14 protein-coding genes are annotated in these 14,804 nt (G+C 68.1%); 5 read left to right on the plus strand and 9 right to left on the minus strand.

Going from position 1 to position 14,804, the window contains the following annotated elements:
• Nucleotides 1-7 precede the first annotated feature (7 nt).
• Nucleotides 8-2,152: a DNA gyrase subunit A gene (locus tag EL338_RS25380; protein WP_126336386.1), complete on the plus strand. Its 2,145-nt coding sequence runs from the start codon at nucleotides 8-10 to the stop codon at nucleotides 2,150-2,152.
• A gap of 5 nt (nucleotides 2,153-2,157) precedes the next feature.
• Here EL338_RS25380 and EL338_RS25385 read toward each other — a convergent pair whose 3' ends face one another.
• The 5 genes from EL338_RS25385 to EL338_RS25405 all read right to left on the minus strand — a co-directional run bounded on the left by EL338_RS25385 (nucleotide 2,158) and on the right by EL338_RS25405 (nucleotide 7,847).
• The gene (locus EL338_RS25385; protein WP_126336388.1) at nucleotides 2,158-2,376 is read right to left on the minus strand and encodes a hypothetical protein; all 219 of its coding nucleotides are present in this window, start codon (nucleotides 2,374-2,376) and stop codon (nucleotides 2,158-2,160) included.
• 205 nt (nucleotides 2,377-2,581) lie between these two features.
• Nucleotides 2,582-3,538 carry a VldE C-terminal domain-containing protein gene (locus EL338_RS25390; RefSeq protein WP_126336390.1) on the minus strand — a complete coding sequence of 319 codons (957 nt, stop codon included), beginning with the start codon at nucleotides 3,536-3,538 and terminating at the stop codon, nucleotides 2,582-2,584.
• 139 nt (nucleotides 3,539-3,677) lie between these two features.
• Entirely contained in the window at nucleotides 3,678-5,102 is a 1,425-nt protein-coding gene (locus EL338_RS25395) for an aldehyde dehydrogenase family protein (RefSeq protein ID WP_126336392.1), read from the minus strand.
• Between the two features lie 45 nt (nucleotides 5,103-5,147).
• Nucleotides 5,148-6,536: an oxygenase MpaB family protein gene (locus EL338_RS25400; protein ID WP_126336394.1), complete on the minus strand. Its 1,389-nt coding sequence runs from the start codon at nucleotides 6,534-6,536 to the stop codon at nucleotides 5,148-5,150.
• Between the two features lie 87 nt (nucleotides 6,537-6,623).
• Nucleotides 6,624-7,847 (minus strand): oxygenase MpaB family protein, encoded by a 1,224-nt coding sequence (locus tag EL338_RS25405; protein ID WP_126336396.1) that lies wholly within the window; start codon nucleotides 7,845-7,847, stop codon nucleotides 6,624-6,626.
• Between the two features lie 127 nt (nucleotides 7,848-7,974).
• Here EL338_RS25405 and EL338_RS25410 point away from each other — a divergent pair, with 127 nt between their 5' ends.
• Nucleotides 7,975-8,775: a DUF1906 domain-containing protein gene (locus EL338_RS25410; RefSeq protein ID WP_235666297.1), complete on the plus strand. Its 801-nt coding sequence runs from the start codon at nucleotides 7,975-7,977 to the stop codon at nucleotides 8,773-8,775.
• Between the two features lies 1 nt (nucleotide 8,776).
• On the opposite strand, the gene EL338_RS25415 is transcribed toward EL338_RS25410, so the two are convergent.
• Nucleotides 8,777-9,904, minus strand: coding sequence for a coiled-coil domain-containing protein (locus EL338_RS25415; RefSeq protein WP_126337142.1), 1,128 nt, complete (start codon nucleotides 9,902-9,904; stop codon nucleotides 8,777-8,779).
• Nucleotides 9,905-10,014: 110 nt separating this feature from the next.
• Nucleotides 10,015-10,608 (minus strand): helix-turn-helix domain-containing protein, encoded by a 594-nt coding sequence (locus EL338_RS25420; protein ID WP_126336398.1) that lies wholly within the window; start codon nucleotides 10,606-10,608, stop codon nucleotides 10,015-10,017.
• An 86-nt stretch (nucleotides 10,609-10,694) separates the two neighbouring features.
• Here EL338_RS25420 and EL338_RS25425 point away from each other — a divergent pair, with 86 nt between their 5' ends.
• The 3 genes from EL338_RS25425 to EL338_RS26905 are packed head-to-tail and all read left to right on the plus strand — an operon-like array spanning nucleotide 10,695 to nucleotide 13,358.
• Nucleotides 10,695-11,480 carry an aldolase gene (locus EL338_RS25425; RefSeq protein ID WP_126336400.1) on the plus strand — a complete coding sequence of 262 codons (786 nt, stop codon included), beginning with the start codon at nucleotides 10,695-10,697 and terminating at the stop codon, nucleotides 11,478-11,480.
• 26 nt (nucleotides 11,481-11,506) lie between these two features.
• Nucleotides 11,507-12,391, plus strand: a complete 885-nt coding sequence (locus EL338_RS25430; RefSeq protein ID WP_126336402.1) for a dihydrodipicolinate synthase family protein — start codon at nucleotides 11,507-11,509, stop codon at nucleotides 12,389-12,391.
• Nucleotides 12,306-13,358, plus strand: coding sequence for an MOSC domain-containing protein (locus EL338_RS26905; RefSeq protein ID WP_353961618.1), 1,053 nt, complete (start codon nucleotides 12,306-12,308; stop codon nucleotides 13,356-13,358). The genes EL338_RS25430 and EL338_RS26905 overlap by 86 nt, the downstream gene beginning before the upstream one ends.
• Here EL338_RS26905 and EL338_RS25440 read toward each other — a convergent pair.
• Nucleotides 13,265-13,462, minus strand: a complete 198-nt coding sequence (locus tag EL338_RS25440) for a hypothetical protein (RefSeq protein ID WP_126336404.1) — start codon at nucleotides 13,460-13,462, stop codon at nucleotides 13,265-13,267. The two genes, EL338_RS26905 and EL338_RS25440, sit on opposite strands and share 94 nt — an antisense overlap.
• A gap of 180 nt (nucleotides 13,463-13,642) precedes the next feature.
• Complete coding sequence (locus EL338_RS25445; RefSeq protein ID WP_126336406.1) at nucleotides 13,643-14,803, minus strand: iron-containing alcohol dehydrogenase; 1,161 nt, start codon at nucleotides 14,801-14,803, stop codon at nucleotides 13,643-13,645.
• Nucleotide 14,804: the final 1 nt, after the last annotated feature.

The following is a 14,804-nucleotide window of genomic DNA, read 5'->3' on the forward strand; positions in this document are numbered from 1 at the left end:
GAAGACTGTGACCGCCACCCTGGACATCCCCGAACAGAATCCGGACCTGGTGCTCGACCAGAGCGCCGACGACTACTGGAACCAGTACCAGCTGACCTTCGCGCTCTACAGCGTCAGCGACCGCGCCATCCCGTCGGCCTACGACGGGCTCAAGCCCGGTCAGCGCCGCCTGCTCTACCAGATGCACGACTCGAGGCTGCTGCCCGGCAACAAGCCGCAGAAGTCCTCCAAGGTGTGCTCGGCGGTCACCGGCAACCTGCACCCGCACGGCGGCGCGTCGATGTACGGGGCCGCCGCGCTGATGGCCGCCGACTTCCAGCGCGTGAAAGTCATTGACGGCCAAGGCGCTTTCCCGCGTATCCAGGGCGACATCCCGGCCGCCGACCGCTACACCGAGATGCGGCTGTCGGCGCCCGGGGCGGCCCTGACCGCCGAACTCGACAGCCACGCGGTGCCGATGGTGCCGACTTTCGACGGCGAGTGGACGGAGCCGACGTGGCTGCCCGCGCAGTGGCCGGTGCTGCTGTGCAACGGCGCCGTCGGCATCGCCGAGGGGTGGGCCACCCGGGTGCCGGCCCACAACCCCCGCGAGGTCATGGCCGCCTGCAGGGCGCTGCTGAAGACCCCGAACATGACCGACGACCGGCTCGTGAAACTCATCCCGGGACCCGACTGGGGCTGCGGAGCCTCGGTGGTCGGGACCGCCGGACTGCGCGAGTACATCACCACCGGACGCGGCCATTTCACGGTGCGCGGCAAGGTCACCGTCGAGGGCAAGAACTGCATCATCACCGAGCTGCCGCCCGGCGTCGCGAGTAGCACTGTGCAGGACCGGATTCGGTCCATGGTCGAGTCCGGGGACCTGTCGGGTGTGGCCGACATGTCGGATCTGACCGACCGCCGCAACGGGCTGCGCATCGTCGTCACCGCCAAGCGCGGCCACGATGCGGAGAAGATCCGCGAGCAACTGCTGGCGCTGACCCCGCTGGAGTCGACGTTCGCGGCCAGCCTGGTGGCACTCGACGAGAACCGGGTGCCGCGCTGGTGGTCGGTGCGCGAGCTGATCTCGGCGTTCCTGCACCTGCGCGACTCGGTGGTGCTGCACCGCAGCGAGTACCGGCTGGAGAAGGTCACCGCGCGCCGCCACCTGGTGTCCGGTCTGATGACCATCCACCTGGACATCGACGCCGCGGTCGCGGTCATCCGCGGATCCGAGACCGTGGACGACGCCCGGCAGGGCCTGCAGAAGCGCTTCAAGATCGACGAGCTACAGGCCGATTACGTTCTGGGACTGCAGCTTCGGCGACTGACCAAACTCGACGTCATCGAGCTGCAGGCCGAGGCCGAGAAGCTCGACGCCGAGTTCGCCGAGCTCACCGAGCTGGTGACCAACCTCGACGCCCGACGCAAGGTGATCGACAAGGAGTTGGTGGAGACCGCAAAGCTGTTCAAGGGCCCCGAGTTCGACCGTCGCACCGTGTTGGACTTCGAAGCGACGCCCGTCACGGCCAACACCGACGAGGACGGTCCCCGCGAGCGCAAGGTCAACACGGCCTGGCGCCTCGATGATCGGGGCGTGTTCTCCGACAGCCACGGCGAGTTGCTCACCTCGGGGCTGGGCTGGGCGGTGTGGACCGACGGGCGGATCAAGTTCACCACCGGCAGCGGGTTGCCGTACAAGATCCGCGACATCCCGGTGGCCCCGGACATCACCGGACTGCTGGGTTCGGGCGTGCTCCCACTCGGCTACCACCTGGCGCTGGTGACACGCCGCGGCAAGGTGCTGCGCATCGACCCCGCCGCGGTGAACCCGCAGGGTGTGGCCGGCAACGGCGTGGCCGGCGTGAAGCTAGCGGCGCAGGACCCGGAGGATGAGGTGATCGCCGCGCTGCCGGTGTCGTGCGGCAACGGCGAGGCCATCCTGTCGGTGTCCGAAAAGAGTTGGAAGGTGACCGAAGTCGCCGACATTCCGGTCAAGGGCCGCGGCGGCGCCGGCGTCGGATTCCATCCCTTCGTCAAGGGCGAGGCGGCCCTGGTGACCGCCGCGATCTCCGCGACCGGTTATGTGCGCGGCAAGCGGTCCGTGCGCGCGGAGAACCGTGCCAAGGCGGCGATCAAGGGTTCCGGCAGCGACGTCACGCCGGCCGAGTAGCGCACCTACGGCGAGGTGCGCACGGTGTTGTCGACCTCCGGTACTTTCACCCGCGGCACAATCCAGTGCCGCCAGGGGTTGTTGCTGTCGCCGCGGTAGATTCCCGCGTCGCGGTCTCGGAGGCTGCTGCCCGGGTCGTCGTAAGCCTGGGCGGTACCGGAGAATCCGACGAGCGCCGCCGTCACCATGCCGGCCACCAATCCCGCCGCTCCGAACCTCTTCATCCCATCGCCCCTTCTCCGTATCAAGTCCCACGCGGGTTGCCTCCCGCCACACCGGCTTCAACAGGGAATCCGGCGGTTTGATTCCGGAGCGTTTCTCACTCGAGGTGTTCTGCCGCCCCGGAATCACGCTGGGACGACGCCAAAGAGGCGATGTACCAACGTGATTCCGACGCTGGGTCCACAGGGCCTCGCGGCAACGAGTTCCTCAGGAGACCGTGACGTGGACGTGGTCGTAGTGGGCTGCCACTCGCCACATGGTGTAGTCGATGCCGAAGCGTCCCGCCTGCTGCTGCAGGTCGGCGTTGATGGCGTCCCCCAGACCCATGTCCGAGCCGATCATGATGTCCACGGCGCGCCCGCTCGGGTGATCAGGAAGCGGGTCCGCCCGTACCCCGCCGATCGACTGCACGCCGGGATAGGTGGCCATGATGTAGTCCGCAAGGATCCTCGCGTTGGGGACCAACCCGCGCATCCCGACCGTGGGAATGGGCGCGACCGGGCCCAACGCTGCCGTGACGGCCGCCGTCGGGAGGATCAGCCCGGCCTGCGCAGCGGGCGGGAGCGCGGCATAGCTCGCGTTGACCGCCGCCATCTGGGTCCGCAGCTGGGCCCGCTTGTTCTGCAGATCTCCTCGCACGGCAACCGCCTCGTCGACGGCAGCCTTGGCTGCAGCCGCGGACTCCGCCGAGGCCGCCTCGACGGCCTGCGCCTCCTCGTTCGCCCGGCGGAGGCCGCGCAGTTGTTCTGACATCTCGGTGTCGACCACCCGCTGAGTGGCCAGCGTGTCGATCAGGACCGCGGGCGACGAGGCGGTCAACATCGCGCTGACGTCGCCGGGCTGCCCGCCCATATAGATCGCGGCGGCGAACTTGTTCACCGCACCCTGGTGGGTGGCCAACTGCGTCGTGGTCGCTTCGAGCGCGGCCAGGTCGTCGGCGTATTTCTTGTCCGCCTCCGCCAGCAGCTGCAGCTTGTTGTCGAGGTCCGGCTGCGCGTTGAGGATGGTCTCGGACAGCTGTTCGGCCTCGCGGGACAGCTCGTGGATTCTCGCCACGCTGTCCTCGGCCTCTTCGGCGTAGGCCGCGCCGCCCGACACCGCGCTCAGAGCCACCAATCCGACGAGAGCACCGACCACCGGCTTGTAGACGACGTGCTTCGCCACCGTCCGTGGGTGTACCTGCAAGACTGCGTTTCCTTTGACGATATCGACGTCTGACCCGTCGAACTACCTGTTCATCTGGCGTAGTTGCCGTGCAGGTTACGGAAGCGGCGTCGGCCTTGTCCAACCGCAGGACCAGGATCTACTGCGGCGCGTACCCCACCGCGGCCTTCGTCTCCAGGAACTCGTCGAACCCGAAGTGACCCCACTCGCGGCCGTTGCCGCTGCGCTTGTACCCGCCGAACGGTGCGCTGATGTCGAAGTTGTGGTTGATCGCGACCGAGCCGGCCCGGATGCGGCGGACCAGGGCGCGGGCGGTCTCCAGATCCGCGCCCGACACGTAACCGGCCAGTCCGTACTCGGTGTCGTTGGCGATCTCCACGGCCTGGTCGAGATCGTCGTAGCCCAGAATGCAGAGCACCGGGCCGAAGATCTCCTCCTGGGCGATCGTCATGTCGTTGGTGACATTGGCGAACACGGTCGGTTTGACGTAGTAGCCGGTGTCGAGTCCGTCGGGGCGACCGACGCCGCCGACGACGACGGTGGCGCCCTCGTCGGCGCCCTTCTGCAGCAGCCCCTGGATCTTGTCGAACTGCACCTTCGAGGCCACGGGCCCGATCGCGGTCTTCTCCGCCGGGTCGCCGACCTTGACCGCGCCCGCGATGTCGCGGGCGATGGCGGCGGCCTCCTCCATCCGGGAGTTCGGGACGAGCATCCGCGACGGGGCGTTGCAGCTCTGCCCGCTGTTGACCATCATCACCGACACCCCGGCGGCCACGCTCTTGGCGAAGTCGGCGTCGTCGAGCACGATGTTGGGGCTCTTACCGCCGAGTTCCTGCGTGACCCGCTTGACCGTCGGCGCCGCGTTCCTGGCGACCTCGATGCCGGCGCGGGTGGATCCGGTGAAGGACACCATGTCGATGTCGGGGTGGCTGGCCAGCGCGGTGCCCACGCCGGGTCCGTCGCCGTAAACCAGGTTGTACACCCCGGCGGGAACCCCGGCCGCGTCGATGATCTCGGTGAAGATCTGCGCGGAGTAGGGCGCCACCTCCGACGGCTTGAGCACCATGGTGTTGCCGGTGGCCATCGCGGGGAACACCTTGCAGGCGATCTGGTTGATGGGCCAGTTCCACGGCGTGATCAAGCCGCAGACCCCGATGGGCTCCTTGACCACCAGGGTGCTGCCGTGTTCCTCCTCGAACTGGAACTTCTTCAGCGCCTCGATGGCGGTGGCCAGGTGTCCCATGCCCATCTGGACCTGCGGGCCGGCCGCCAGGGACGCCGGGGCGCCCATCTCTTCGCTGACCGCGTCGGCCAGGTCGGCGGAACGCTTCTGGTACTCGGCCAGCACGGCGCCCAGCAGCGCGAGGCGCTCGTCGCGGGTGGTCTGCGACCAGGTGGTGAACGCCTTGCGGGCCGCCTCCACCGCGGCGTCGACATCGGCCGCGCCGCCGATCGCGATCCGCCCGGAGACCTGCTCGGTGGTCGGGTTGTCGACGTCGAGGGTCTTGGGCTCGATCGGATCCACCCACTGGCCGTTGATGTAGAACTTCAGATACTCACGCATGGCTCCCACTCTTCCAGCTTCGGTTCGGTTGTGGACACAGCGGTCTTATCCGGTGAAGCCCTCGCCCCGGGTGGACTGGTCGTGGTGGGTGTAGGTCAGCGGGATCTGCTTGCCGCGGGCGACCTTGTTCAGCATCGCGATCCGCTCCCGGGCCGCTGCACCCGTGCGCTTGCGGTGTTCCCGGCGCGGGTTGGAGAACGGCAGCCTGTCTCCCACCCGGGCGAGGGCGACGTTGAGCTTGGTGAAGTTCTCGAAGATCCGCACCCGTCGCTCGAAGTTGTAGCCCAGCGGTTCGAACAGCGAGCCCGCGATCATCGCCTCGATCTGCTGATATCCGAAGACGACGCCGGCCGGGGCGAGCGCGATGGTGGCCGTGAGCTGATTGGCGTAGCGCGCCACCAGCTTCTTGGCCCAGTCGGGCATGGTCTCGGTCAGGGTCTTGATGTGGTCGGGGCCGGCGATGGCGTCGACGAGTTCGGCACGCCACGGCGACGGATTGCCGCCCCGGGCCAGGACATAGTTCAACGACTTGATCAGCTCGAGCCCGTTCGGCGAGTGCAGCAGTTCCGGGGCGCCCCACAGCCGCCCGGAGTACGACGAGTATTCGGCGAGATCCTCGAGTTGCTGGGCGGTCAGCTTGCGTCCGAAGCCGTGGTCGACGAGCCGGCCGAGCAGCATCCCGCTGCCGAAGCCGAGCAGCGATGTCACCGGGATGGGCTCGCCGAACTTGAGGTAGACCTTGTCGCCCCACTTGCGCCGCAGCCCCCTGCTGACCAGGGCGTGCATGAGCCGCACCCGCACCACATCCTGGAAGGCCTCCGAGTTGCGGTCGAAGATGTCGGGCAGCGTGAATTGCGAGAACACCCGGGCGGTCTCGATGAAGCGGCGGGGGCCGTCGTCGGCGAACCGACCGGTGGCGCCGGTGGACGCCGAGATGTCGCCGGTCATCGCGGTCTCGTAGAACGCCCACCCCTGGATGATCGTGGTGGCGGCCCTGGTGCTGGCCATCGCCAGCATCCGGCCGCGCTCGGCGGAGACCAGATCGAACTGGCCGGGCAGCTGATCCAGATGCTCGAAGAGGTCGACGAGTTCCTGGGGTGGGTCCTCGACCGTGTCGATGCCCTGGGTCAGCGCCTGCTCGAACAGCGCGCGGCCCTTCTCGTGGCCGATGCGCTCGAAAGCGTCGACGACGCCGATCATGTGTTCGTCGCGCTGCCAGAAGTAGTCGTCGCGCAGCCGCGTGAGCTCGTTGGGTTCGACCTCTTTGTCGATGTCGATCCACTGGCCGAACATGAATTCGCGCATGTGCCGCCACTGGTCGGCGAAGTGGTCGCGGCCCGGCGGGATGGGCCGCAGCGGCTTCTCGGGATGGTCGCGCCGGTTGAACTCGACGTCCTCGAGCAGGATTTCCGGACGTTCACCGGTGACAGTCATGCGGTAAATCCCTTCGCTGAGTAATAGGGCACTGATTTCGACGTTAGCTCAGGACCTCGCCGATGTGAACAGTCATTCCGCGGGGCATCAGGCGACCTGGCCGACGTGGGCGGCGGACTCGCCGATGGTGGCCGGGGTGCCGGCGCCGATCATGGTGCGCATCAGTTGCTGATGTTCGCGGCGGCCGCGGGCATCGGCGCGCTCCAGTCCGCCCGGCAGCGTCAGTGCGGCGAGGCTGCGCGCAAGGTTCACCGGCAGCCGCAGCAGCGGGTACCACGGCAGCGCGTAGGACGGCAGACCCAGGGAGCGCACCGCGCGCCGCCCCAGGAAGGCGCTGGTGATCGACAGATGCTGGGCGCGCGCCAGCCGGCGACGCAGATTCGGCAACACGTCGTAGTGCCAGACCAGCGGGTCCTCGACCATGGGCACCGCCAGCTGCCGGCTGGATTCGTCCGGTGCGGCCAGCGCGGACAGCGTGTGGGCCAGCACCCGGACGCTGTCGCGGAAATCCGTTGGCAGCCACTGATCTTCGACGCCGATCAGCCAGCCCACGTAGCGGGTCAAGTGCGCGACCGCGCCGTATTCGGCGGGCGAGAGGACCACCCCCATGCCGGCGACGCCGACCGCCGGGGCGACCAGCGCACCGACCAGGGTGGCGGCCATGTCGGTCTGATTGATCGGCAGGCCCCACTCGTCGGCGCGCCAGTCGGGCATGGCCGAGACGTGCCGTCGGACCAGCGAGTGGATCAGCCGCACCCGGATGGTGGACCGGTACCCGAGCCCGAGCGGCTCGAGGCCGTCTTCGGAGATCACGTCCATGGCCCACTGCATGGTCTCGGCGAATCGCTTGTTGGAGCCCTTCTCCAGCGCACCGGTGCGCAGCAGCGTCTTGTTGAATCCGGAGAACTGATAGCCGCCGAGCAGCGAGACGTCCCGGGCGACGTACATGCCGTCGGCGCCGCCGCGGCGCAGCGCGCGCTGCCCCTTGCGCACGGTGTCCGGGTCCACCCAGTCGGGCCGCGCCTCGTAGGTCTCGAAGAATTCGCGCAGCGGTTGCGGGGCATCGGGAACGGTGGCGATGCCGTCGCTCAGGGCGCGTTCGAACAGCGGGCGGGTCTGCGCCATGCCGACCTCGGCCATCCAGGCGACGAGGCGGTCCATCGGCTCGTCGCCGACGGTGAGCCGCTCGCCGAGCAACTGCCACTGCTGCGGCGACGGATCCTTGATGGCCAGCGCCGTCGCGATGGCGCGCACACCGGCGGGAATCGGCCGCGGTCGGTCCGGGTGGCGCGTCGGAATGGCCACGCTCATGACGGGAGGCCCCCTCGAACTCATTCTGACAACCTATGTAGTCAAAACAGTAGGCTCGGCGTTCGGCGCTGTCAACGCACGGCGCGGCACCGCTGTTCACACCTGCCACTTTGTTAACATCCCCGGCGTGCGGGACACACCGAGCGGCCCAGGGTCGCGCGCGGTTTCTCGGCGCGAGGCACTGCGCTACGCCGCCGCCGCCTCCGCGGTGGCCGGCCTGGGTGCAACGGCCGCCGGGGTCGCGGCGCCCACGGCGTCGGCCGCCGGGGCCACGCTGATCGACTTCGCCATGAAACAGATCCCGGCCGAGGCCATCCGCGCCGCCGGGCACGCCGGCGTCATCAACTACGTGTCGACGTCACGACCCGGATCGTCGTTCGGGGCCAAGCCGATCACGCTGCCCTACGCCCGCTCCCTGCACGCCGCGGGCCTGGTGATCGTCAGCAACTTCCAGTACGGCAAGCCGGGCGGCACCGCACCGTCGGACTTCACCCGCGGGTTCGCCGGCGGCGTCGCCGACGCGCGCACCGCCTGGCAGTTGCATACCGCGGCCGGCGGCGGCCAGACTGCACCGGTCTACTTCAGTGTCGACGACGACATCGACCGCAACACCTGGAACACCGTGGCGCTGCCGTGGTTTCGCGGCATCAACTCGGTGATCGGGGTACTGCGCACCGGTGTCTACGGGGGCATCGACGTCTGCGAGTGGGCGATCGCCGACGGTGTCATCGGGCGGTCGAGCACGCCTGGCAAGGCGTGGGCCTGGCAGACCCGGTCGTGGTCTCGCGGCAAGATCCACCCCGCCGCCGTCCTCTACCAGCGCATCATCGACACCGCGTCGAACCCGGGTCCATTGGTCGGCGGCAGCCGCGTCGACGTCAACGACGTGCTGGCCGCCGACGTCGGCCAGTGGAACCTGCACCCCTGAATCAGCGGCGCGGCGTCGTGGTGATGTGCACGTGGTCGTAGTGGCCGTAACCCGTCGCCTGCGGACCCGCCGGCGTGTAATAGGTGCCGCGCCAGATCACGTCCTGTAGCCCGAACCGGCCCGCGTTCTCCAGGGCGAAAGCCATGATCGCATCGCCGAGCGCGATGCCCTCCGGGGTGTTGTGGTTGGGGATCATGATGTCGATGGCCAGACCGCTGGGATGCCACGGCTTGGAGTCCGGCCGCACCCCGCCGATCTCGGCGATCTGGGGGAACCGGGCGCTGACGGCCCGGGCGGCCACGATGGAGTTCGGCTGCAGCCCCGCCTCGCTCGCGACGCCGACGGGCAACACCTCGGGGAGGTCGACGCGGGCCGCGGTCAGCAGGGGGTTGCTCTCGACGGGCGGCTCGCCGGGCAACGCGAGGATCGCCGGGTCCTCCGGCGGGGCCGGCGGTGCTTCCGGCGCGGGCGGCGCCGCCTCTGGTGGGGGCGCGCTGTCGACGATCGCCTGCTGCTGCGGGGTCAGCGTGGCGTACTGCGCCTCGGCGGCGGCGATCTGCCGCAGCAGTTCCTTCCACTTGCCCTGCAGGTCCGCGCGCACCGCGGTGGCCTGCTCGGCCGCGGCGCGGGCTTCGGCGGCCGACTTCTCCGAGGCCGCGGCGGCGGTGGCGGCACGCTGGCGGGCCGCGTGCAAGCCCGCCAACTGGTCGGCCGTGATGTCGGCGACGGCGCGCTGCAGCGACAGCCGGTCGATGAGCTGTTGGGGCGACCCGGCGGTCAGCACCGCGGCCATCGCGCCGGTGCGCCCGCTCATGTAGGTCATCGCCGCCACCCGGTTGGCCGCCTCCTGGTGGGGCTGCAGTTCGGCGTTGACGACGGCCAGGGTCTCGGCGTCGGCGCGGTGGCGTTCCTCGGCGGCGACCTGCTCGGCGAGCTTGGCGTCGGCCTCGTGCTGAGCCGCGGTGACGGCCTCGCGCGTCTGCACCGCCTGCTGGGACAACTCCTCGAGTTTGGCCATCGCGTCGGCGGCGGGATCGGCGTTCACGCTCGCGACCGAAGCCGAGAAGACCAAGACCGTGGCCGCCGAACAGCACACCACTCGCCGCACAGAACGGCGCGCCCAGGTCATACGGATTGTCACGGTCCTTCACTGCAAGGACCGCTCGTGGCCCAGCTGTCTACGTCCTCGGACAGGCTACGAACTGGTTGGTGGGATGTCCACCCGTGAGGGCGGATTCGTCAGATGCGCGGCGGGGTCAGCTTCGCCGCGCGGTACGGCGCCGTGCGGCTGGGCTTGTCGGGCCCGCCGCTACCGGGCGCGGGGACATCCGAGGTGACCACGATTACCTCACTGGGCTCATCTCCCACTTGCCGCAGCTTGTGCGGCGCCGCGGCGTCGAAGTACGCACAGTCGCCGGTGTCGAGTCGAGTGACCTCCCCGTTGTAATTCAGCTCGACGGCGCCTCGGTGCACGAACAGGAATTCCTGACCCGGATGCGTCGGCTGTGGGTACGCGCTGAACTGCCGGCCCGGGCGCGCCGCAAACGGTGACATCGACTTGCCGAGCATTCGCTCCGCGATGGCGTGGTGCCGGGCCGAACCGCGGTCTGCAGCGCGTCCGACGGCAAAGGTGGTGACCTCCGGATCGTCCGAAAAAAGCTGTGCGACATCCGCATCGAGTGCGCTGGCGATCTTCAGCGCCGCCGCCACCGACGGCACGCTCTGCCCACGTTCCACCTTGGACAGATAGCTCTTGGTCAGGCCGGTGCCCACCGCCAGCTCATCCAACGTCATCCCGCGCTGCTGCCGCACCGCACGTACCAAACCACTCACGTCAACGCACTATACGCGCTTTGCCTATATGACACACGTTGTCCTACAGTGTCTATCGTGTCCCAGACGAAACTTGAGGGAGAACGATGAGCAGCACTTTGCAGGACTCCAAGGACGACCTGATGCGCCGCGCGCTCGACGATCTGAGCCGCAATGTCGCGGACTCGGAACTCACGCCGCGGGCGAAGCTCGCGCTGACCTGCCGCGCCCTGTTCGACGCCGGCCACGACTCCGGGCTGGCGGGCCAGATCACCGCCCGCGCCGAAACACCCGGCACCTACTACACCCAGCGCCTCGGGCTGGGCTTCGACGAGATCACCGCGGGCAACCTGCTCGTGGTCGACGAGGGCCTCAACGTGCTCGAGGGGACGGGAATGGCCAACCCGGCCAACCGATTCCATTCCTGGATCTACCGCGCCCGGCCGGACGTCCAGTGCATTGTGCACACCCACCCATTTCACGTTGCGGCGCTCTCGATGCTAGAGGTCCCGTTGATGGTCTCCCAGATGGACATCGCACCGCTGTATGACGATTGCGCGTTCCTTGCGGACTGGCCCGGCGTGCCGGTGGGCAACGAGGAAGGCGAGATCATCTCCGCTGCCCTCGGCGACAAGAAGGCGATCCTGCTGGCCCACCACGGCCACGTCGTCGCCGGCGCCAGCATCGAAGAGGCCTGCTCGCTGGCCATGCTGATCGAGCGGGGGGCCAAGCTCCAACTTGCCGCCATGGCCGCCGGGACCATCGCCCCGCTGCCCGACCGGCTGGCGCGCGAGGCCCACGACTGGACGCTGAGGCCCAAGCGCAGCCAGGCCAACTTCGCCTACTACGCCCGCCGCGCGCTGCGCAACCACCCCGACGCCCTCGAAAACTGACCCGACCACCCCGATAGGACAGCCCCATGAACCACCCGATCGCAGGCATCATCGCCTACCCCGTCACCCCGTTCACTGAAGGCGGCCACAAGGTCGACACGGCCAAGCTCGCCGCGCTCATCGAGCAGCTGGTCAGCACCGGCGCGCACGCAATCGCCCCGCTCGGCAGCACCGGTGAATCCGCCTATCTGACCGAGGAGGAGTTCGACACCGTCGTGGATACCACCGTGGCCACCGTGAACGGTCGCGTCCCGGTGATCGTCGGTGCGTCAGATCTGACCACCGCCAACACCATTCGGCGCGCCCGGTACGCGCAACAGGCCGGCGCTGACGTCGTCATGATCCTGCCGATCTCGTACTGGAAGCTGACTGAGCGCGAGATCTTCCAGCATTACGCTGCGGTGGCTGCGGCCGTGGACCTTCCGATCATGGTCTACAACAACCCGGCCACCAGTGGCATCGACATCAGCCCCGAACTACTGGTGCAGATGTTCACCGAGATCGACAACGTTCAGATGGTCAAAGAGTCCACCGGCGACATCACCCGAATGCAACGCATCAAGGAACTCTCCGGCGGCGCGCTGCCGTTCTACAACGGCAGCAATCCACTGGTGCTGAAAGCCCTCCTCGAAGGCGCCTCCGGTTGGTGCACCGCCGCACCGAATCTGCGCCCGCAACCGTGCCTGGACCTTTACGCCGCCGTCCGCGACGATGACGTGCAGCGAGCCGAGCAGATCTACGACGACTTGGCTCCGCTGCTGCGCTTCATCGTCGCCGGCGGTCTGCCCACCACCATCAAAGCCGGTCTGGACCTGCTGGGCACCGATGTCGGCGACCCGCGCGCGCCGCTGCTGCCGCTGGACGCCACCAGGCGGACCGAACTGGAGGCCATGCTCGCGGGGCGCTCGTGATGGGCTCGCCGCCCCCGAAGTCCAGAAGCGCCATATCGGATTCTCCCGGCAAGCCGGCTGGTCCGGCCTACGGCCCCGGCCCCGCCGCCGCCGCCGCCGCAATAACAGTGTCGAACTCGTGACGGCAGCCGCGGTTGTCGCGGTATCTGTCGGCCGCGCCCGGCAGATACCGTGGCGAGGGCGCACTGTGACCACGGCGATCGCGAAGTCGCCGACGAGGGACCCGGTGGCGGTCACACGACTCGGCCTCACCGGTGACGAGCAGGGCGACACAGTGCATCATGGCGGTCCCGACAAAGCAGTGCTCGCGTACGCCAGCGAACACTACACCGCCTGGTCCGAGCAGCTGGGCGACCTAGCCTATCCGGCCTTCGGCGAAAACCTCACCACCACAGGTCTTCTGGAGAGCACTATCGTTCTCGGTGCCGTCTACCAGATTGGCACCACGGTCTTGCAGGTCACCAAGCCTCGCCAACCCTGCTACAAGCTGGCGGCGTTTCACCGACGCCCAGACATGGCGGTGCGCACCCAGCAGACTGGCCGCACGGGCGTCTACTTCCGCGTTCTGCAGCCCGGCACAGTGTGCGCCGGGGACGCGATCGCGCTGGTTTCCCAGCCTCGCCACGGCATCACTGCTGCCGAAACGCACCGCGTCCTCAATATCGACCGCCTTGACCGAGCGGCTGCGCGCCGCCTTCTCGCCCACGCCGATGTGCTGCCGGCGCACTGGCGCGGGCGTTGCGTAAACGCCTCGACGGCGCCCCCGACGATCAGACCGAACGTCTCTACGGCACCTCCTCGTGACCGCTCCGTGATCGTTGTCAGTCGTCGCCTCGGGTCAACACCCTTCGACAGTGGCCGGGGTTGGTCACATCAACGCTCTTTCGTCGGTTCAGCTGATAACCGGTGCACCAAATCCTCTGTCGCTGCGTACACTTCACGCCACGTTGGGTATACGAGGTCGTAGCTTTCACTGTTGTCGGCATCTGGGGTGACCTCCGAGGCGATCACAGTCCAGTCGGTTTCGGGTGGCACCAGCCCGACGCCGATTGCCGCCAGCAGAGCCGCCATAGCTGGCACCGATCGTCTGCTCTGGACCAAGCTGCCGACGGTCTGGCTCGACAGCACGGTGGCTGCCCGGCCCAGGATTGCGTCCGCGCCCAATTCTGCTGTCAGCAGTTCGATCTCGGCCGTGGTGAACGGCTTTCGGGCCGCTAGATTAAGGCATCCGGGCGCCACACCTGGAATCCGCTAGTTGTAGATCGACTGATACAACTCGATAACCTGATCGGTGTCGGGTATCCGCGGGTTGTTGTCCGGCGATCCAGAGGCGAGAGCCTGCTGGGCCATCACCTCGAGGCGCGAGTTCCAGTCTGTCTCGTTGATGCCGTACCCCGCCGGCGAGGGCACCGCCACGTCCTCACAAAGGACATCGAGTGCGTCGACCAGCGCTCCCGCGGCGATAGCATCGCCGGCCGAGTCATCGGCCAGTTGCATCGCCCTGGCGCAGTCTGCATAACGGTCGGTGGCGGCGTCCGCAGAGAACCGGGTCACGGCCGGCAGCAACATGGCGTTCGAGAGTCCGTGCGCCACATGGAAGTGCCCGCCGATGGGCCGGCTCATCCCATGCACCAGGGCCACACTGGCGTTCGAGAAGGCCATCCCGGCCTGGGTCGAGGCGAGCATCATCGCTTCCCGTGCCGCTCGATCCTCACCGTCCGCGTACGCCCTGCGCAAGTGTGTGCCGATCGTGCGCATGGCCACGAGCGCGAGCCCGTCACTGAACGGATTCGCCCGGCGGCTCACATAGGCTTCGATGGCGTGGGTGAGCGCATCCACGCCGGTGTCTGCGGTGAGTCGCGCGGGCATCGACACGGTCAGTTCGAAGTCGATCACCGTGGCCAACGGCAGGAAAGACAATCCCGGACACAGCATCTTCTCGTCGGTTTCGTCGTCCGTGATGACCGTGAATTGCGTTGCTTCCGAACCGCTCCCGGCGGTGGTCGGAACTGCGACGATCGGCAACGCTGGACCGCTGTAGAGATTGGGCGCTTTGAACGAAGCGATGCTGTTCTCGGAGTTGGCCAGCACGGCCAGCGCCTTGGCGGTGTCCATCGGGCTGCCGCCACCGAAACCGATCACACCGTCGGCCTTGTGCCTTCGCACTGCCTCGAGACCGGGAACCAGCGATGACGACGTCGGGTCCGGCACCGTTTCGGAAAAGGCGGCCGGCTCGCAACCGGCGGAGCGCAAGATGCCCATCAGCCGATCAGTCTTGCCGGTTTCGGTGAGGTACTGATCCGTGACCAGGACCGGTCGACGAATGCCGACCTGCATGCAGAGCAATCCCAGCTCCTCGGCGGCACCGGCGCCGATCTTACTGTGCCGGGGAAGAGTGACGTTGTATGACAAT

Source organism: Mycolicibacterium chitae (assembly GCF_900637205.1).
Taxonomy (GTDB): Bacteria; Actinomycetota; Actinomycetes; order Mycobacteriales; family Mycobacteriaceae; genus Mycobacterium; species Mycobacterium chitae.